We start from the raw sequence: 19129 nt of genomic DNA on the forward strand, positions 1-19129 counted from the left end.
ATCGTGGAAGCTGCCATCGCCTCGCTGAATGTAGCCGAGATTTTCGAATTGACCGCCACATCAGTGGTGTCTGCTGCCGGAAAAACATTGACTACCATGGGTTCGCTGGTGTCCTGGGCCGGATCAGCCGCCTTGAGTGAACCTGCCAGTTCGTTGTAGGTGGCACCGTTTACTTTGAGGTTTAGGTCGAAAATCAGGCGGTAATTGTACGATGAGCCGTTGGCGATCATGCCGTTGACCGTACTGAACAGTGTCCTGGCCATCGGAGCTGTCATGTTCAGATTTACTGTGTTGCCTGAGGCTGTAAAGATCCCTTTTTCCGAATTGTTGTAAGTGGCGGAAACTGTTGCGCCGTTTTTTCTGTAATTGACTGAAACCTTGGCTTCTTCAGGGATTGTGAAGGAGCTGTCATTCAGAACGTAGGAAAGGTCGGAAAGCTCGATTGTAGCGCTGCTGCCTGCATCGTAGAACACGACTCTCAGCGGAGTGGTGAAATTCTTGCTGAGGGCCGTAAAAGTGGCGCAGAATACCGGGGTGGCGACTGTTTCGCTCTGCGGGATCCTGAAAGTCGGAGATCCTGTCAGAGTTACCACTCCGTTGTTGTTGGCTCCCATTGTCACCACTGTATCGTTGATGGCGGAAATCGTGAATGTCGGATAGAGTTCTGAATCTGCAACAACGGAATTGTTGTTGGTCAGACTGGTAAAAGTGTCTTTGGTGGTATCAATCGTCGCATTGCCGGTGATAGTAGCTACATTGTAGGTTGTGGTAGGAACCGCGATCTTGGCCACTTCATCCATCAGGGTTTCATTTGTCAGGCTGTGGAGAGCGCAGATGTCTGCGAGACCCGTAGCAGTGTTGGCTGCTGTAGCGCTGTCAAGGTCGGAAGTGGTAAAGCCGAGGCGGTCTGCCACTGTGGCCTGGGCCTGGGAGACTGCGGGGATATTGATCGTGGCCTGGTTGAAGTTGGAGCCTTCCAGTTTGTCAGCGATAATGGAAACCATCCCGTGGATCGTGGTCGCCTTGGACAGGTCTGAGCCGGTAATGCCTGCACCTGTATTGAGCAGGGACATGCTTGCAATTGTAGTGGGCAGAGTAAAGGATACTATTTCGCCGTCCACTATCCTGCTCTTCACGTTCAGGAGCATTTTATCGACGGAATTCAGCCTGTACTCCAGAACATAGACGCGCGGCAGATCGTCGAAATCAGCGGAAGTCAGGAGGTGAGCCGTGAAGCGGCCTGAGCTGTCGTCCAGGAATACTGGCAGGCCATAGGCGATATTCTGCTTCTTGCCGTTCTTGTCCTGGATGTAGCAGCAAAATCCGGTGACATCGCTGGCCTTGAGAAATGTATTGTTGGCAATGCCTGTGATGATCTTGCTGGCCAGGCTGCCATTGCCTGTACCATGGGTTCCGAAGCAGCCTGTGGCTGCCAGAAAAACTGCAATAAAGCTGCCGATCAGGACTATGCTCAGCAATGTCCTTCTCATGTTTTTCCCGGATAGATTTTTCGGCATCTGAAGTTCTCCTTATTGTTAATTTGTTTTTTGAATCTGTGTTCAATAATTTACAAAAAAACCGGTGATGTTTCAATTTTTTAGGCTGATAAAGTTCATTTTAATTGGACACAATACCATTGGTTAAGCGAGATAAATCAGCAAAGTTCTCAAAATCAGCAAATTAAGAACCTGTCCGAAATACTCCCAGTCTGCTTAAAAATCCTACTGTTTCTGCCTGCCTGGGATTTTTCCGAGTTCGAGTAAATAGCTTAATATTATATTGCGTCATAATGCCATTCATCACATTGGCATCCCCTTTGCTTGTTTAATGCTGTCCGGTCAAAAACTTGCAGATGCAAGGCGCACGATTCCGAGGAGCGAGACGTACTTAACAGTACGTTGCAGCGACGAGGATGAGTGCAACGAAGCAGATGCATGTTTTTCACCGGACAGGAAAGAAGGTGAATATCATGCTGGGCATTAACAACTACTCCATGTACCTGATTGCCAGAGCCCTGCTTATCGGTTATCTGAAAAAGCTCCGTGTCACTTAAGCCAGTACACTACATTAGGGGCGGGAGATTTCCGCCCCTTCTTTCAACAGATCTAATCTAATATTTTTCCCACTGATTCCGAAAACAACTGTATGAGAAGGACTTTTTTCCTTTTTCTGTTGTTTTTTTTCGTTAATTCCGCCTGGGCAGCTTCCTCAATGTCCCTTATCACCACCAAGACTCAGGTCTCCCTCAACGAAGTTTTCTACATTGACATCAACCTCTCCAGTGTCGAAGCATTTCAGAAGCTTGCCTTTACCCTGGAATTCGACAAAACTCATTTCGAGGGCCAGGACAATTGCCCGGATATTCCCAACTCAGGCAGCGACGGTCAGATGGCACTGGGGACAGTCTTCGGCAATGAGTATAACCTGGTTGCCAATACGATCAAGAATACTGACGGAAAAATCACCTTCTCCATCGAAGACAGCGGAGTCGGCAAGATCAGCATGGGTGTGCAGATCGCCAGAGCCAAATTCAAGTGCATTTCCTCGGATGTGGGTCATTTTACTTTCACATTGAGCGGAATCACAGTAAATACAGGGACAACCATCGCGAATGTCACTAAAGACATCTGGATCGGCAGCCAGTCGATCACCAGCATAGGCTTGGCAGGCGGCACAGCTACAGGACCAGGCGGTCTCACTCTCACTTTCCCTGTCGGAGCTGTTCTCTCCAACACGTCAATCTCGATCGTGAAAGTAACTCCGGCGTCCATCCCGAATGCGCCTGCCTTCCCGAGCGACTCTAATTACGCCAGCACTGCCATGGCCTGGCAGATGACCCCGGAGATGTATTTCAAGAGACCTGTGACTCTAACCATCAACTACTCCACCAATGAACTGGGTACGGCAGACGAAAAGTATCTGAAACTCTACTGGCTTAATCCTGCCCTCAATTCCTGGGTGCGGATCGGTGGAGAATCGAATTCAACCACCAAAATCGTCAAATGGGAGATCATGCACTTCTCCTATTTTCTTCTGGTATCGGACAAGTTCAAGGCCGAACACATCAGGATTACTGATGACAAGGCAATTCCAAACCCGTTTTCACCAAACGGCAATTCCAAAAGCGACTGGAGCACGATTTCATTTCATATCTCCAAGGACGCCAAGGAATCCACAGTCAAAATATATGACATCAACGGCAGGTTGATCAGGCTGTTTTTCGAAAAAAAAGCCCTGCTGAAAGGTGAAATCCATGTCGAATGGGACGGGAAAAACGATTATACCGAGATCGTACCAACAGGAATCTATATTTATTACATTGGAGTCAGGGACTATGATGACAGACTGGACGAAAAAAAGAGAACCATAGTGGTTTCCAAAAAAATGGAATGAAATGAAATTACTGCTGCTTTTTTTGATATTGTTCGGATCCGCAGCCATGGCCGAATATGAGGACAAGGACATTTCAGCCAGGGTCGAAGCAATGGGCGGCGCTTACATCGCGCTGGCAGACGATCCGGCTGCAATGCACTATAACCCGGCAGGCGTGGCCTTGAATTTCAGGCGGGAAATGCTGACTTCTTATTCCAAACTTTACAACATCAGCGAACTGATCGACCGGTATATCGGAATCACCACGCCAGTATTGCCTTTCTGCAACATGGGATTCGCCAACGAGGAATTCGGTACAGGCAAATACAAGGAGCATAAGTATACTGTCTCAGTAGCCAGGGAAGTACTTAAGGGACATCGGATCGGCTTCAGTTTCAATCAGTTCATGACTGCAATTGAGAATACAGAGCACCATAAAGATACAGGCATCGATTTCGGCCTGATTTCAGACCTGACCAGCAAAGCCAAAATCGCCTTTTCAGGCAGGAACGCCAATCATCCAAATGTCGATGAGCAGCTCAGGGCATATTACAGGCTGGGGTTTCTGTTTTTACCCAACGAGAAAATAAAGCTGCTGGCTGATTTCGAGAAGCCGCAGACTGTGCTGCGTGAAGATAAAACTGCTGTTCACGTTGGAGAGGAGATGGAACTCGGGGATGGTGTTTTTTTCAGGGTCGGATACAGGACTCAACCTCAGAGACTCTCATTCGGAATGGGGTTTGAGCACAGAGACATCAACATCGATTATTCTTTCACATCTCATGTTGATTTGTCCTTAACTCACAGGGTATCGCTGGGGATCAAGTTCTGATGAGAATAGCGCTGACGCTTTTTATTCTGCTTTCCTTCCAGGTTCTGGAAGCCAGGATCGACGACCGCATCGATCTGAATCTGGCACAGCAGGAACAATTGATGACTCTATATGGGATCTCCGAGCAGGATGCGGATAACATCATGAAATACAGGCTGGATAAGGGGGAATTCAAGCGGATCGAGGAAGTGATCCCGATCATCGGGGATGATAAATTCGAACTGATTAAATATGATCTTAAAGTCACACCGCTGGAAACCAGATTCAGGGACGCGCTTTCCGGATATGTATTCATGGAGCAGTATAATCTGGTGGATGGACTGGCTTCAGCCCAGGACTTCGGCAAGATGAAGGTCAATGTCTACGATGCTGTTGAAGTAAACCTGAGTAAAAAGAAAACATTCAAGAACAACAACGAACTCTTCAACAAAGATAAGTGGGAATACTTCAGGAGCGTAACTCTCAACCACTATAAAAGGGTGGACATTACCAAGGCGCATGAAATCAAGAACGAGCCTGATCTGGAACTTTTCAAGACCGTGGATCTGAAAAAGGAGCGCGAGGAGAAAGCCGGTGACGCGATCACCTTCCTGGACGATTATTTCAATGGAAAACCCAAGATTCAGAAGAAGAAACAGGAAGTAGTCGGTGGCCAGTATCTGCTGTCAGATTATGATGAGAACAAGTATTTCACTACCGAAGATTCCAAAAGAGCATTGTACGAAACGAACAAGGCAAATATCCGTTATGTACGTCGGGATCAGGACGGCCCCACTCTTCCGCCTAAGGAGCTGCCTGCTGAACAGGAAGAAAAAATGAAAGACATTGACGGACCGCATTTCAGGAAAGAACTGAAAGACAAGCTGCTGATCGGAAATTTCTATCTCCCGCCTGTGCGATCTCCTCTGGTCGCCAAAAGCAGCAGCGAACACATCAGCGGACTGCGCCTCTATCACTTTGAAAACAACTGGGACAATTCCCTGTTTCTGGCCGACATGCCTCTAAGAGATGGAAGCGTCTTTGGCGGGGAATTCAATTTCAATGTAGGCAAAGACTCCAAGTTTTCCATGGTCGGGTATAATATGCACGAACACAGGTTTGGCAATAATTTTCCCTGCCTTTCATTGAACGGCAGCAAACAGCTGACCAATGACACTTCAGCATTCATAGAGTTCGACAGTGTGGCCAACAAAGCCTATTCTACATATGGCAAAATCTTCACCACCATGGGGAACTACTCGCTGACCTGTTCCTTGAACTCGGTCACGCCAACGTACCGCATTATAAGCCTCCTGCAGCCGTATTTCGAAGCAGGTGGCGGCAACTATACGTTCCAGGGCCTGCTGGAAGGATATTTCAAAATGAGCTACAAGTTCCTGGAAAGTTCAACTTTCTCATTAGATTTCACGAACACCAAGAAAAAGGGTAATTATTTCACGGAAAACGTAAGGGATCTGCATGACTACAGTATTTATCTGGATTACGAGCCTGCAGCCAAATGGAGTTTCAATGTGACGAATTCCTACAAGGATAATAATTATGACGAGACAAAGTATAAAAACAACATGGCGTTTTCCACGCAATATCAGGCCGACGAAACAACTACCTGGAAGCTCAATTTCAAGAACACTGCTTTCAAGGACTCCAATGCTGCTTATCACAAGCTGGAGTGCGTGAAAAAATACCATAAGTTAAGCATCGGCCCTGCTTTCAATGTTTACCGCAATGATCCGGATGATGGATCAGGCGATGAAGCAGTCTGCGAACTGAATTATGAATTCAATAAAAACACTTATCTGGCGACTAATTATGATGTCGGTTACTCAAAAAACAAAGCCGGCCATTTTGATGATGAGCGCACCTGGCATGTTTCGTTTAATTCGAAATTTTAGGAGAATATGCGAGCCTTTATCCAGCGGGTCAGCTATGCAAAAGTTACTGTTGATGGAAAAATCACAGGAGAGATCGGTGCAGGACTGCTTGTACTGCTTGGCCTGGGACACGCAGATAACGAATCCGAAGCTGCAGCGTTGGCTCGAAAACTTGTCAATCTACGGGTTTTCAACGATAACCTGGGCAAGATGAATCTCTCGCTCCTGGATGTCCTGGGTGAAATGCTCGCGATCTCGCAGTTCACCCTGCACGCTGATACAAGAAAGGGCAACCGTCCTTCATTTACTGAGGCGATGGAACCAGAACAAGCCAGCTCACTTTATGATTATTTCTGTACTGAAGTGGAAAAACTCGGATTAACAGTCAGACGCGGCATTTTTGGTGCTCACATGAAAGTGACTCTGGAAAATGACGGGCCTGTCAGCATCATGGTTTACAGTAAAAATGAGTATCAATCGAAGTGATCTGATTATTTTTCAGGACAGCGCCCGGCTCCTGGCAGGATTCACTAAAATCCCGCTCTCTCTAAATACACTGTTTTCCGAAGTAAGCATGCAGCAGAGATTTCTCGATCTACCGGTTGTACCGGTGCGCCTGAAGCAGATTCACAGTACTCTCATCTTCAAAGGTGATTCGGTTGCGCCACTGATTGATGGGGACGGGCTTTACACTTCTGAAAAAAATGTGCTGCTGATTACCTCACACGCAGATTGCGTTCCCCTGTATCTTTATTCCGACAATCTGATTCTTCTCTCCCATTGCGGCCGGGCGGGAACATTCAACGGGATGGTGGAAAAATCCCTGGAGATCATGCTGTCCGGGTCAGAACCGGGAGGGATCAAAGCTTTAATCGGTCCCGGGATCTGCGGAAAATGCTATGAAGTGGGAGAAGCTGTTTACCGGGAGTTTTCCACCAGATACCGTCCTGATTCCCCGGAATTCAGGGTGGATCTGCCCCGGGTGATCAAGACAATTCTGATCAATTCAGGAATCCCGGCAGATAATATCACATCAAGCGGTCTCTGCACCTGTCATGATCCAAGCTTTTTCTCCTTCCGCCGCGATGGCACGAAAATGAGAAACGCCGCATTTTTCATGCTGAAATCATGATCCGTTCTAATCTGTAAAATCAGTAGGTCATCACCACTGGAGTCGTACCAACGTGAGATTTGCCATATTCAATGTACATGAAACCCTTTACACCCCACTGGGCACCACCCGAATTCTTTAAAATCCAGCAGCCATTTCCCATCCGGTCAAACCATCCCACCAGAATCACGCCGTGGTTGACGGGTCCCTGGGCATCATGATTATATACTCCACCGCTGTATAATCCGAAATTGTTGTCAATTGTGACTGCGCAGGCCACTGGTCCGCTACTCATGATAGCCTGTTTGATCTCCTCCACTGAAGGCGTCTGGCCCAGAAAGCTCCAGCTGGTGATTTTATATGGCCTGGATAAGGCGTTGTTGCAGGCCGTGTCCTGCCCTACGTATGGGCAGTCCTTGCTCAGGGCTGCACCAATGTCCTGGAAATACTTGCCGGCATCCAGTTTGCCGCCCTGGCAGCTGTAACCATACTGGTTGCAGTTGACCAGGTCCTGTTCCGAGAGAATCACCTGGGTATGAGTCTTCATCATGATCACTGATTCGAATACTCCTGTCAGGGCAAAAGCCCAGCAGGTCATGCTGCCTCCCTGATTTTTCACCTGGCTCACCGCATTTTTATCACGCCAGTCGAACTTTTCCGGAAGATCCCGGGCAGAGTTTGACACATTGATTCTCCCAGCATCCGGAAGATTTTCCAAGGAGGACAACCCGCACCAGTCCTCATAATTCACACCTTCGGGCATCGCATCCAGCGAAAGAGTGTATGTCGCTCCTTCGGAAGCGGCTATTCTGCAAGCCTGGCTGAAGCGCAGCATACGATTTTCACTGATGCCTTCAAGGCTTGCTGCAAGCAAAAAATTGGAGTAAAAAATGATGGAAATTAAAACCAGGACCTTCTTCATACTTCCCTCCCGATACTCAGGTCTTATCATAATTATGACATGCAAAAACAATTTTGTAAACTCGAATTTGGACGCTGCCATTAAAATATCAACCGGTCGATACTTCTGTGTGGCTTCAAGTGATCAAATGGTGTTATAATATTCATGATTAGAACTGTTTGGAGAAGTTAGTTTCAATAAAACCCGGCAAAGAGGTCAGCCATGAAAATCAAAGAAGTTATCCATTCCGAGGGCCGTACTGAACCGTTCGACATCCATAAAACCGAGAAAGTCCTCTGGGAAGTGATCAAGCAGATCAGGGGTTTCAACCGGGAAAAATTCGTGGCTGATGTGATGCCCTTTATTCAGAAGAGATACGATGCATTCCCGTATTCCAATATCACTACCCGCCAGATCAATGAAACCATCATCGACGCCCTGGAAGAGGGCGCACACGATGCCACGCTTGAAGCATACCTTGTTTTCACAGCTCAGAAATCCCTGGTGAAGAGCAAGCGGCTCCCTGCCTGGATCAACCTGGGTGTGCCATATCAGGTGATTTTTGACACTGCGGTGATCAGCGGCCTCAACAAATGCCTGACCCTCAAGCAGCTTGTCAAAATCGGCCAGGACAAAAAAAAAGTCGTCAAACTGATGCAGACCTACGAAAAATATTACAAGATGCAACTTTCCATGGCAGCTCTCAAGGTCAAGGAAAAGATCAACGAGGGTGCACGGGTGATCATTGTGGCAGGTCCGTCTTCCTCCAATAAGACTTCAACCACACTCTGGATCACAAGGCTTTTAAAAGAAGAGCACAACCTGGACCTGAATCTGTATCCATTGCATGTGGACGATTACTTCAAGAACAAGAATGAATTTCCGATCGACAAATACGGCGACCCTGACTATGAATCACCGGAAGCCCTGAAAATATCCCTGATCGACCAGCACATCAGGCAGCTGATCGATGGCGAGGAGATCGATAAACCGATTTATGACTTTAAGACATCCACTCAGACCGGTTCGGAAAAAGTCAGCATCAGCAGCGATTCAATTGTACTGATCGACTGTCTGCATGGACTGACCCCGGAAATCACAGCTTCCACTCCTGAAGAGAAAAAAATCAAAGTCTATATCGAATGCATGCCAATCCTGCTCTATGACGACAAATACAAAAATCCACGGGAATTCCGCAATCTTTTCACCCGCTGGACTGACTGGCGCATCATGCGCCGCTCAGTGCGCGACGACCAATCCAGAGGCACAAACCCGTATCAGACTTTTGGTCACTGGCATTATGTCCGGAAATGGGAGCTGCGTTCACTGATCCCGTACCTGATCGATGTCGACATCACGATCAACAGTTATAATCCGGCTGAAATCTATTTTTTCAGGGCATACCTGTTCGACAAAATGGAATCCATCATCAGCGGGCTGAAAAAAGAAAATCGCATGGACGGTTACCAGCGCGCAGTTCGGGTGAGACGGATGCTTGAAGATATCCCACCCTGTGCCGACCGCTCTCTCATCCCGCTCGACAGTCCGATGCTGGAATTCATTGATCCAAATTCACAGAAAATCATTTAAACGGAGGCTATCCTGAAAAAGAAAAAGGTGCTGATAATCGGCGCCGGAGAAGCTGGACGGATGGTGGCCGATGAGATCTTGAAGCTCCTCCGCAGTTATGAAATTCTCGGTTTCATCGATGATGATGAGAAAAAGCTCGGCACATCCTATAAAAACGTCAAGGTACTCGGCACCCGTTTTCAGATATCAGAGCTCGCCAACCGGCTTGAAATAGACGAAATCCTGATCGCGATCCCGTCTGCCACAGCCACCACCATTCAAAGCCTGATCGATAAATGCGAAGCCTCCCGGGTCAGTTTCAAGATCGTGCCTGGTATCTCTGAAATCATTCAGGGAAAAGTCAGCCTCAAGCAGATCAGGGAGATACAGCCCGAAGACCTGCTGGGCCGGGAAAAAGTGTTGATCAAAGCCACTTCCTTACGCAAAAAATTCAAGGACAGCACCATCCTGATCACTGGAGCAGGCGGTTCGATCGGTTCTGAAATCACCAGGCAGCTTTCCCGCTGCAAGCCTGGAAATCTGGTACTGGTGGATCAGAGCGAATACAATCTTTACCACCTGGACCTGGACCTGAAAAGTCAGATTGCGGGAAAATATCAGCTGCATCTCACCAATATCCTTGATCTTCCCAAACTGCAGAAGATTTTTCGGAGCAGCAAACCTGATTTTGTGTTCCATGCCGCAGCTTACAAACATGTTCCTCTGCTTGAACAGCAGGTGGATGAAGCCGTAAAAACCAACATCTTCGGCACCAGGAACCTGGTCAATCTCTCCAGGGAACATGGTGCAAAAAGCTTTGTCTTCATTTCCACGGATAAAGCGGTACGGCCAAAAAGCGTGATGGGCATGACAAAGAAAGTGGCGGAAGCCCTGTGCCTTTCTGCCAGCGACGACCATACCTCCTTCAGAGCAGTGCGCTTCGGCAATGTGCTCCTGAGCCAGGGAAGCGTGGTGCCGCTCTTCAAAGAGCAGATCAGCCGGGGCGGTCCTGTGACTGTAACACATCCGGACATCATCCGTTATTTCATGACTACCAGCGAAGCAGCCCAGCTGGTGATCCAGGCTTCCTGCATTGGACAAGGCGGGGATCTGTTCATTCTGGACATGGGCGAACCGGTCAGAATCATGGATCTGGCAAGACAGATGATCATCATGTCAGGCTACATTCCGGACAAAGAGATAAAAATCAAGATCACAGGCCTCAGACCGGGTGAAAAGCTGATGGAAGAGCTTCTGACCAAGGAAGAGAATCTGACCACCACTAAAAACCAGAAAATTTTCATTTCAAATCCTAAAATATTTAAAAGTATTGAACTGACGTCCCTTCTCCAGAGCCTGGAAAAAGAAATCGACTGTCAGGACGGGCGGCTCAAGGATAAGCTGGAGGAATTCTGTGAAAAAGAAGGGACCTGTGAGCTGAAATGAACCGTCGCGAGATCCTGGTTTCCCTGCTTTTTGACATTCTGCTGACGCAGGTTGCCGTACTCTATAGTTTCTATCTTAGATTCGGCTACGAAATCCCGCCGCATGAATTTGCGAATTATCTGGATATTTTGCCATTCTTCATCCTGGTGACGCCTTTGATTTTTTACTTTTTCGGGATTTATCAGATAAATTACCGCTACGCAGGAATTTCAAATTTTCTGACCATCCCGCTCGCTAATTTCATTGCATTGCTGGTTCTGACTTCCGTAGTTTTTTTCAGCCGCTCGCTGGGTTTTTCAAGAATCATCCTGGTCTTTTTTTACCTGCTGGGTTCCTTTTTTTTCATGTGCTGGAGAATGATTCTTTTGACTCTCGCCATGATCAACTGGCAGAACAAGGTCCTGCTGAGAAGAGTGATGCTGATCTCCTATTCCGCTGAAAACAGAAATCTGATGGATTTTCTGCAGAAACACCCTGAATATGGATACCTGCCTGTTCTGAAATGGCCGGACTGCAACCATTCCGTCCGTCTGATCGGCGAGGAAGTGCTTACCCTGATCAACACTTATCAGATCGACGAAGTCTTTCTTGATACTGAGGGTTTGAGCGAAGATGAAATCCTCAAAAACACATCGAATCTGACGGAACTGGGAATCACTCTGAAACTGCTGCCCGGATTGTTCGATTTTTACAAAGCTAATTTCGAAATCACAGAAGTCGGCGGATACCTGCTCCTGACCACCAGGAAAAATCCCGGGACCTGGCATCTGGTATTCAAAGACTTGCTCGATTATCTGGTCGCCATCCTGGTACTGATTTTCTGCTCCCCGATCCTGGCTGTGATCGCTGCCTTGATCAAATTCAGTTCACCTGAAGGGAACATCCTGTACCTTCAGCGCAGAACCGGTAAAGGCGGCAAGATTTTCAGCATGTACAAGTTCCGCACCATGCGTCCTGAGGCAGACAAAACCGGACCACTGCTCACGGCTAAAAACGATTCCAGGATTTATCCATTCGGACGTTTTCTCAGAAAATGGTCCCTGGACGAGCTGCCCCAGCTGATCAATGTCATCAAGGGTGACATGAGCCTGGTCGGACCAAGGCCGGAAGTCCCTGAAATCACTGCAGATTATCTGCCCTGGCAGAAGCGGGTGTTCCAGACCAAGCCCGGGATCACAGGATTATCCCAGATCAGCGGCAGGGCGGACCTCTCAATTATCGAGAAATTGAAACTGGACCTCTTCTATATCGAGAATTATAACCTGATGCTGGACCTGAAAATCATTTTGAAAACCATCCTGGTAGTGCTGCGGCGCGAAGGTGCATATTAGTTGCTGTTAAAAACCCGAACCTACTTGGTGAGGATTTTGCTACAGCAACTTATCCAGCACAGCTGGATTAGAGCTGTTAATTCCGAACCACTTGGTGAGGGTTTTGCTACAGCAACTTATCCCCGAAGCAGCGACGAGCTTAGCGAGGAGATGCGGAGTGGGATTAGAAGTTTGTCTCCGTTTCTGTTTGACAAATCTGCTTTTCAGCATAACATTAAAGTAGGACTAGAGTATGGAATTTATTAGGAGGGCTTAAGATGCCTAAAATTTCCATGCTTTTTCTGCTTTGCGCCTTCTTGACCGCCACTTTTGCCAGAGACATTGATGTTTATTTCCATTTCAAGGCACCACAAGCCAAGACAATTTGCATAGCCATGGAATGCATGGACTGGGAACAGGACGCCAACCCTATGCAAAAAGGACCTGACGGAGTTTTCACGCTGAAAATGGAAATCAATCCTGGCGAATATCCCTACATGTATGTAGTGGATGGTAAATACTGGGTCCAGGACCCTGAAGCACAGTCAATCAGGATTGAAAATACCCCGGCCTCGCTTCTGATCGTCGGCACAGAAGCTGAACGTGCCGCTGAGCGCGCTGTCCAGGCCGGGAACGCGGACCAGGCTCTCCAGGCTGCCCAGGATCTTAGGGGTTATGATGAGCTTTCCCAATTCCAGGCTCCGGCCAATTTCTGCTTCGGTATACTGGGAGACTGCCGCGACGGGGAAGGTATTTACAAGGCGCTGCTTTCCAAAATCAAGGAATTCAAGGGTGTGATGGTAGCCAATAATGGAGACATGGTGAGTGGCCCGACAGTCTACAATGAATGGCTCACCTTCATCCAGGACACCAAGAATGCCGACATTCCCTTTGTGGCAGCGCTAGGCAATCACGACACCAAGAAAGCCGCAGACACAGTGTGGGATTCCAAGCTGTTCAAGATTCCTCAGAAGGATTTTTATTATTCCCTGAACTTTGGTAACTGCGCTTTTTTCTTTCTCAACACAGAATACACGAAAGGCTCTTTCCCGATCAGTGGAGCCCAGATGGACTGGCTGAAATCCGAACTTTCCAGCAGTACAGCCAAGAATAAATTCGTATTCGTGCACAGACCGCTGTATCCATTGAAAAGCCAGGGCCAGCATTACAACGACTCGCTCAACATCTATCCTGCTGACCGCGACGCACTGCTCCAGTTGTTCAAGGACAATGGAGTCAAATACATCTTCTGCGGACACGAGCATTTCTACAACAGGCAGACTGTCGAAGGCGTGGAGAACGTGATTGTCGGCGGAGCAGGCGCTCCGTTGTATACCTCTGCCGCTAAAGGCGGATATTATCACTTCGTGCTGGTGACTGTGAAAAACGGCACAGTGAAGTGTGAAGTCTATAAATATGACTCTACCGCCGGAACTTACCAGATCTCGGATACATTTTAAGATTAGGGCGACGCAGAAGATTTAAATCCTGCTACACTGGTCCAACCCGGATTCAGCATGAGTTTTTAAACAGAATTCCATAAGGCTGTTCAAAAGCGGTTGAATGCAAGAAGCGCGAAGCCTGAGGAACGGAGTGTACTTAGAGGTACATGAAGTGACGAAGGCTGAGTGCGACGCAGCAGACGCCGCTTTTCAACAGCCTTAGAATAATACTTCGAAGCCCATGAAGTGCTGGCTCACATCAGTATCATAATCACCCATGAATGCATATTCAAGGTTGAAATTCTCCGTGATTCTCATTCCCATGCCGAGGTTCAGGTTTCCGTTCTTGCTGCCAAACCGCAAAGTCAGATCCCTGTCCAGAAAAGTTTTTTCAACTCCGATCCTGAATTCCGTATTGTCCTGGCTGACATTGTCCAGAGATTTGGCATCGATCAGGTTGTACCCGTCAGCTGCGACAATGGTGGTGGGATCGACGTGGAAGGCGAATCCGAGGCTTGCGATCGTCGGTACATCGAATGAACTGTCGCGGAACAGGTTGTCCAGAGTCATGCCGATGGAGAGAAAATCGCTGTAGCAGTAAATGCCGCCAGCGCTGAGAGCGCCTTCATTGAAGGTACTGACCTGATTGTTTTGCATGTAATTATCGTAAGTTGACCAGCGGACCTTGATCCCGCCGGCAAGTTTGGAATTCTTGCGCCAGAAAACAGAGTCAAAAGCCTTGGCTGCAGCGAACACCAGGTTGGTATTTTTATAGGCATCCACTCCGTTTTCAGAAATAATGCCGAAACCATAGTTGTAATTGACCCTGCGATCACTCTTGGGTGGCTGCAGCCTGTTTTCCAGATAGTCGCCGATCGTGAAAGTGACATCCTCGTCATCTTCATAACTCTGTCCAGTGAACGCCATTGAGTCATAACTCAGTTCATTGCGCAGATTGGCCTTCAGCATCACTTCACCATAACGGCGGCCGCTGGGTATCTTGGCGAGGCCGGCAGGATTCCAGAACACCCCTGAAGCATCGTCGGAGACTGCAATGAAAGCCTCCCCCATGCCGATGGCGCGGCAGGAAGCCTCACCCAGGCCAGTGTACCGTACCTGCTGGTAGACCAGCGCCTGCGCGTTGGAGATCGTAAATAATATGAGCAACACCAACAGTCCGGATTTATTCATTTTTCCTCCTCATAGATGCCATGCGATTCGCCCCCTGGGTTGTAGCATTTAACTTTCAGCTTCTTAGTATCCTCGCCGAAAACATCATAGCGGCCGCCGGCAGGACACTTCGGAATGTCCTTGATGTACCCTCCCAGCAGCAGATCGTAGACTGTCACATTCGGGTCATCAGGGTTTTCCGCCCAGTATTTCTTCGCACTATCCAGCAGCTCTCGCATATTATTTCGGCAGATTTCTGAAAGTTGCTTAGTCCGGATTGGGGGTATGACCACAGTTTCTTTCTGCGCAGATGGGATTTTCTGCTCGACCGCTGTTGGCAGCAGGACTTCACTCTGCGCAGTCTGGTGATACATCATCGGGATCACTGCCAGCTTGTCGTCACTCTTGAAACCATTCGAGGTGAAGACGCGCAATTCTTTCTCCTGCTGTCCTTCCGAATTCTCTAATAAATCAATCACGTTCGTATCGCCGGAGAAATTGGAACCTCCGCCAAAATTATTGGTACCCCTGACAGCTTTGACTTCCATGTTCATGAAGGCATTGGGATCAGTGTTGTTTTTATCGAACCCCATTACCAGCACCTGATAGCCCCAGTTCGGGAGTGGTTCGCCAAGGTCTTTTTTCAGCACCTTGGCTACGATCACAGATTCAGACACAAAATAGAAATCAGGCACGATCAGCTCTTTTTTAATAAGCATGTCTTTAAGTTCCAGATGCTCGGTTTTTTCCTCGATATAGCTCTTCATTTCCCAGCCTTCCAATGGGGAAACCAGGATCACCTTTTCCCAGGCGGAATCAGGTTTGAAAGTCACGTTTCTGCCTGGTAGAGCCTCTTTATAACCCAGTCTTTCAAGGCGATTGGTGTCTATGTAGATGTCGATCAGCTGATGATTCCAGCCTGAAGCCTCTGTCGGCAGACCCTGCTTATTGAGCCTGCCGCGGAATTCCATCCTGAAATAGATCTCCATCCCGGCATCTATCACTTGAAATCTTATCAGATCAAAGGTACCGCGTTCGTATAGATTTTCATCTCTGGGATAGGTGTACGTGCCTGGTCCATGATCATCAAATGTCTTATCCTGCCATTCAAAGCAGGTCTTTTTCTCAGATCTGCCGACCAGCGGCGGCATTTTAGGCTGCTGACAGCCTGCAATCAGCATTGTTGCACACAACAGCAGCAGCAGCTTTCTCATCAATATATCCTCCTGAAAACAACTTCCCCGGTCTCAGTTGTAGCCCAGGCGTTGAAAGATCCGGAAACGACCATTGCCGGAATAACGGGATTGTCAGTCCAGTCAGTGGATTGAACTGTAATCTCTACTGTCAGACCGCCAATCGGTACTTCCTTGTATGAATTGTCGCTCTGGATCTTTTCGCAGGTCGGGTCCAGTCTCCAATCGTAACGTTTGGTATCACCGACAGCGAAATTCGGTTTGATGATGATCAGCTTGTACTGTCCGTCCAGAATACTGTTTGTATAAGGAAAAAATACCTTGGCATACCACATGGTTTCAGTTGGGGTAAGAGCATTATGATGAATGCATCCGCTGAACAGGAATGTCATAGTGAACATCAGTGCGATTAAAATTGTTCTTTTCATCATTCCGCCTTAGAACTGCGTGGTTGCAGTGAACAGCCAGATCTTCCGTTCCGCTTTGAGCGGTTCTTCCTTGTCGAACTTGTTGCCAGGAGAATATTCCAGCTTCAATTCAGTCGCACTGTTCGGTGTGTAGGAAAAGTTCAGATTGAAGTGATGGGTGCAGGTCTCATCATCCACCTGATTCCACCAGTAGCCGACCTTACCTTTGAGATTTTCAGTGAAATTATTTTTAAGCACCAGCTTGTAAAATTTGGTTGTGCTCATATTCCCGTTTTTCGGCCAGGTCCGCTTGATATAGTTCTTGGACGAAGCCGACATTATGGATGAGAGATCAACATTGGACTGGATTTCGAACTTGCTGTCGTCAGCTTCCTCGTTCACTCCAGTCTTGTTGATGAAATTGATGCTGTCCTGATTGTAATTCCAGAAATACTGCATCCAGATTTTATCGGTCTGATTGTAGCCGTACTGGGTCCAGACTCCATCCTTTCTCCGCCCTTTGTAAGCTGCGTCCAGATCGTCCGAGTCACTGAGCGCCCAGACCCCCAAGTCCCATTTAGTGTTCCGGTCAGGGTTGAGAATGCTGTTTAGTTTCACTTCTGTTTTGGTCTTTCCCTGCTCGTCACCCGGATCGAAATGCTGGAAAGCCAGGAATTCTCCGGACAGGTTGGCTGTATATTTAGGGAAAGCCTGGAATTTGTAAAGATGTCCCTCCTCTGTCAAGCCCTGGCCGAACTCCAGCTGGTCGTATGTGAATTCCGTAGCCACCTTCTGGGAATTTCCCAGATCGAAGTCGTAGGACCCCTTGACCCGGCTGTGCCGCTCTGCATAGCTGGTCGGCAGAATCACCCAGTCGTTGATGAAAATATCAGGGCTTTTTTCCCAGTCCACACGTCCGTTGTACCAGTAATCACTGTCGTCGTCTGTCGCTTCCCCGTAATGATAGCGCCACTTGATCCATTCATTGGTCTCAATCCAGAATCTGGGACCATAATCATAGAATTCATAATCAAGGCCGGCCGGACCGTTTTTGTAGCTCAGCGAAGTCCAGAAACCTGTATCCTGATCGATTTCCAGGGTATCAGGCTCCAGGTAAGAAATCGGGTACAGTTTGTTGTTGGCAGGATTCATCCAGAATGGGCTGATCTGATTGGGATACCGGCCGTGCTGATTCCAGAGATATTCCCCGGTCCAGGTTCCCTTGCGCTTCTGGTCATCGTAAGAATAAGTGAAATCCGTGCCTTCCAGCCTCGAATAATGGCCATAGGCATATTTCCCGTATTGGGAGGTTTGAGGCTGGTTGATCTCTTTCATGTATTCCAGGTAAGTCCAGCCCCAGATCAGCGAACTGTCAGGAATCATACCGTTGGGGAAGGTGTAGTTGAGCCTGGTGGTAATTATGTCGCGGTCAGAATCAAGCTGTTTGATCAGTGAACTGAATGAGGAGACATCCTTGGTCAGCTTCCCGTTGATTTCAAGCCCAGAGTAAGGCTTGGAATAGGCAGCCAGATCCGAGACCCAGCCCCAGTTCCAGTTGAAAATGCTCAAGGGGTCAGTAAGGGCGGTAAAACCTTCTCTGCCTGAATAAAATCTCAGGTTGCATCTCGCTGAGTCCACCTTGAAGTGGAATTTATCGAGGTGGAACAGATTCTTGTTGCCCTCAGCAATTTTAACTTCACTGGCATAGCGGTCGGTGTAGACGATTTCACCCGTACTCTGCTTGATTTCGCCTGTGCTGCCCACTACATTGAAGGCAGTCTGATCCATGTCAGGATTGGACCAGGCTATGATCGAGACTGTGTCACCGGGCTGATATCCTTTGATAAAGGCTGCAGGAGTATTTCCATTCATCACCTTGCGGGTGAGTTCGTCATAGACGATGGTTGCCTTGTCGCCGGACTCTGGCTTGTTGATCGAGCCTTCCAGCCTGGTATAGACCTCTGTGCTGTCTGCAGGCTTCCCTGTCAGAAACAGGCTGACATTATGCTGGGATTTATGGAATCCGCGGTTTTTATCTCCAGTGTCTGCAATATCCGAGCTGTAGTCAGCGTTATCCTTGCGGAAATATGCAATATTGCCGGAATATTCTCCTGAAATGCTGAATCTCTTGTCTTCCTTTTTCAGGTCATCCTGGCCCTTTTCCAAAGCATTCAGCCGTTCCTCCACCTTCTCCACCCTGACTCCGATCGCGGTGATCTCATCGCGGAACTCTGTGATCAGCTTGCGGATGGTGCCGGCGTCTTCCTGCGTGATGGTGCCCCCAGAACTCTCCACGTCTGTCACTTTGTTCAGGAGCTTATAGACCATTACAGCCATTTCATATCTGGTGATGGGTGTAGTCCCCTGGAACTTCCCGTCCGGAAATCCGTCCACATAGCCCTTTTTAGCCAGATTGTCGATTGCTTCATAGGCCCAGTGATTCTGAGGCACATCTTCGAACAACCCCGCGCAGAGAGGGAGAGCCAGACAACAGATCATGAAAAC

15 protein-coding genes are annotated in these 19129 nt (G+C 48.1%); 9 read left to right on the plus strand and 6 right to left on the minus strand.

What is annotated here, in order from left to right; all coding sequences use genetic code 11:
• Nucleotides 1-1517: Ig-like domain-containing protein (locus PHW04_06640; protein MDD2715556.1), on the minus strand; the 1517-nt coding region annotated here is incomplete at its 3' end.
• A 628-nt stretch (nt 1518-2145) separates the two neighbouring features.
• On the opposite strand from PHW04_06640, the gene PHW04_06645 reads away from it, so the two are divergent.
• The 5 genes from PHW04_06645 to PHW04_06665 are packed head-to-tail and all read left to right on the plus strand — an operon-like array spanning nt 2146 to nt 7207.
• Nucleotides 2146-3393: a gliding motility-associated C-terminal domain-containing protein gene (locus PHW04_06645; GenBank protein ID MDD2715557.1), complete on the plus strand. Its 1248-nt coding sequence runs from the start codon at nt 2146-2148 to the stop codon at nt 3391-3393.
• Nucleotide 3394: 1 nt separating this feature from the next.
• Complete coding sequence (locus tag PHW04_06650) at nt 3395-4204, plus strand: hypothetical protein (GenBank protein ID MDD2715558.1); 810 nt, start codon at nt 3395-3397, stop codon at nt 4202-4204.
• A complete protein-coding gene (locus PHW04_06655; protein ID MDD2715559.1) occupies nt 4204-6096 on the plus strand; it encodes a helix-hairpin-helix domain-containing protein in 1893 nt (630 codons plus the stop codon). The genes PHW04_06650 and PHW04_06655 overlap by 1 nt, the downstream gene beginning before the upstream one ends.
• A 6-nt stretch (nt 6097-6102) precedes the next feature.
• Nucleotides 6103-6561 (plus strand): D-aminoacyl-tRNA deacylase, encoded by a 459-nt coding sequence (dtd, locus tag PHW04_06660; GenBank protein ID MDD2715560.1) that lies wholly within the window; start codon nt 6103-6105, stop codon nt 6559-6561.
• Nucleotides 6542-7207: a polyphenol oxidase family protein gene (locus PHW04_06665; protein MDD2715561.1), complete on the plus strand. Its 666-nt coding sequence runs from the start codon at nt 6542-6544 to the stop codon at nt 7205-7207. The genes dtd and PHW04_06665 overlap by 20 nt, the downstream gene beginning before the upstream one ends.
• 19 nt (nt 7208-7226) lie before the next feature.
• Here PHW04_06665 and PHW04_06670 read toward each other — a convergent pair whose 3' ends face one another.
• On the minus strand, nt 7227-8108 hold the full coding sequence (locus PHW04_06670; GenBank protein MDD2715562.1) for a C1 family peptidase: 882 nt from the start codon (nt 8106-8108) through the stop codon (nt 7227-7229).
• 201 nt (nt 8109-8309) lie between these two features.
• On the opposite strand from PHW04_06670, the gene PHW04_06675 reads away from it, so the two are divergent.
• From PHW04_06675 to PHW04_06690, 4 genes are all read left to right on the plus strand, one after another.
• Nucleotides 8310-9677: a hypothetical protein gene (locus PHW04_06675; GenBank protein ID MDD2715563.1), complete on the plus strand. Its 1368-nt coding sequence runs from the start codon at nt 8310-8312 to the stop codon at nt 9675-9677.
• A gap of 27 nt (nt 9678-9704) precedes the next feature.
• Nucleotides 9705-11102 carry a nucleoside-diphosphate sugar epimerase/dehydratase gene (locus tag PHW04_06680; GenBank protein MDD2715564.1) on the plus strand — a complete coding sequence of 466 codons (1398 nt, stop codon included), beginning with the start codon at nt 9705-9707 and terminating at the stop codon, nt 11100-11102.
• Nucleotides 11099-12433: a sugar transferase gene (locus PHW04_06685; GenBank protein ID MDD2715565.1), complete on the plus strand. Its 1335-nt coding sequence runs from the start codon at nt 11099-11101 to the stop codon at nt 12431-12433. Before PHW04_06680 ends, PHW04_06685 begins: the two co-directional genes overlap by 4 nt.
• Before the next feature lie 257 nt (nt 12434-12690).
• Nucleotides 12691-13872 carry a metallophosphoesterase gene (locus PHW04_06690; GenBank protein ID MDD2715566.1) on the plus strand — a complete coding sequence of 394 codons (1182 nt, stop codon included), beginning with the start codon at nt 12691-12693 and terminating at the stop codon, nt 13870-13872.
• A 201-nt stretch (nt 13873-14073) separates the two neighbouring features.
• Here PHW04_06690 and PHW04_06695 read toward each other — a convergent pair whose 3' ends face one another.
• From PHW04_06695 to PHW04_06710, 4 genes are read right to left on the minus strand one after another with little or no spacing between them, the layout of a single operon-like run.
• Nucleotides 14074-15045: a hypothetical protein gene (locus PHW04_06695; protein MDD2715567.1), complete on the minus strand. Its 972-nt coding sequence runs from the start codon at nt 15043-15045 to the stop codon at nt 14074-14076.
• On the minus strand, nt 15042-16238 hold the full coding sequence (locus PHW04_06700; GenBank protein MDD2715568.1) for a glucodextranase DOMON-like domain-containing protein: 1197 nt from the start codon (nt 16236-16238) through the stop codon (nt 15042-15044). Before PHW04_06700 ends, PHW04_06695 begins: the two co-directional genes overlap by 4 nt.
• Nucleotides 16238-16645, minus strand: a complete 408-nt coding sequence (locus PHW04_06705) for a hypothetical protein (protein MDD2715569.1) — start codon at nt 16643-16645, stop codon at nt 16238-16240. The genes PHW04_06700 and PHW04_06705 overlap by 1 nt, the downstream gene beginning before the upstream one ends.
• Nucleotides 16646-16654: 9 nt before the next feature.
• Nucleotides 16655-19123 carry an S-layer homology domain-containing protein gene (locus tag PHW04_06710; GenBank protein ID MDD2715570.1) on the minus strand — a complete coding sequence of 823 codons (2469 nt, stop codon included), beginning with the start codon at nt 19121-19123 and terminating at the stop codon, nt 16655-16657.
• Between the last annotated feature and the right edge of the window lie 6 nt (nt 19124-19129).

The organism is Candidatus Wallbacteria bacterium (assembly GCA_028687545.1).
In the GTDB taxonomy this organism is placed as follows: Bacteria; Muiribacteriota; JAQTZZ01; order JAQTZZ01; family JAQTZZ01; genus JAQTZZ01.

Coding starts and splice junctions, on each gene's coding strand:
- PHW04_06675 (MDD2715563.1), top strand. CDS start 8,310: ATGAAAATCAAAGAAGTTATCCATTCCGAGGGCCGTACTGAACCGTTC.
- PHW04_06700 (MDD2715568.1), bottom strand. CDS start 16,238: ATGAGAAAGCTGCTGCTGCTGTTGTGTGCAACAATGCTGATTGCAGGC.
- PHW04_06710 (MDD2715570.1), bottom strand. CDS start 19,123: ATGATCTGTTGTCTGGCTCTCCCTCTCTGCGCGGGGTTGTTCGAAGAT.
- PHW04_06650 (MDD2715558.1), top strand. CDS start 3,395: ATGAAATTACTGCTGCTTTTTTTGATATTGTTCGGATCCGCAGCCATG.
- PHW04_06685 (MDD2715565.1), top strand. CDS start 11,099: ATGAACCGTCGCGAGATCCTGGTTTCCCTGCTTTTTGACATTCTGCTG.
- dtd (MDD2715560.1), top strand. CDS start 6,103: ATGCGAGCCTTTATCCAGCGGGTCAGCTATGCAAAAGTTACTGTTGAT.
- PHW04_06705 (MDD2715569.1), bottom strand. CDS start 16,645: ATGAAAAGAACAATTTTAATCGCACTGATGTTCACTATGACATTCCTG.
- PHW04_06670 (MDD2715562.1), bottom strand. CDS start 8,108: ATGAAGAAGGTCCTGGTTTTAATTTCCATCATTTTTTACTCCAATTTT.
- PHW04_06655 (MDD2715559.1), top strand. CDS start 4,204: ATGAGAATAGCGCTGACGCTTTTTATTCTGCTTTCCTTCCAGGTTCTG.
- PHW04_06695 (MDD2715567.1), bottom strand. CDS start 15,045: ATGAATAAATCCGGACTGTTGGTGTTGCTCATATTATTTACGATCTCC.
- PHW04_06665 (MDD2715561.1), top strand. CDS start 6,542: ATGAGTATCAATCGAAGTGATCTGATTATTTTTCAGGACAGCGCCCGG.
- PHW04_06690 (MDD2715566.1), top strand. CDS start 12,691: ATGCCTAAAATTTCCATGCTTTTTCTGCTTTGCGCCTTCTTGACCGCC.
- PHW04_06645 (MDD2715557.1), top strand. CDS start 2,146: ATGAGAAGGACTTTTTTCCTTTTTCTGTTGTTTTTTTTCGTTAATTCC.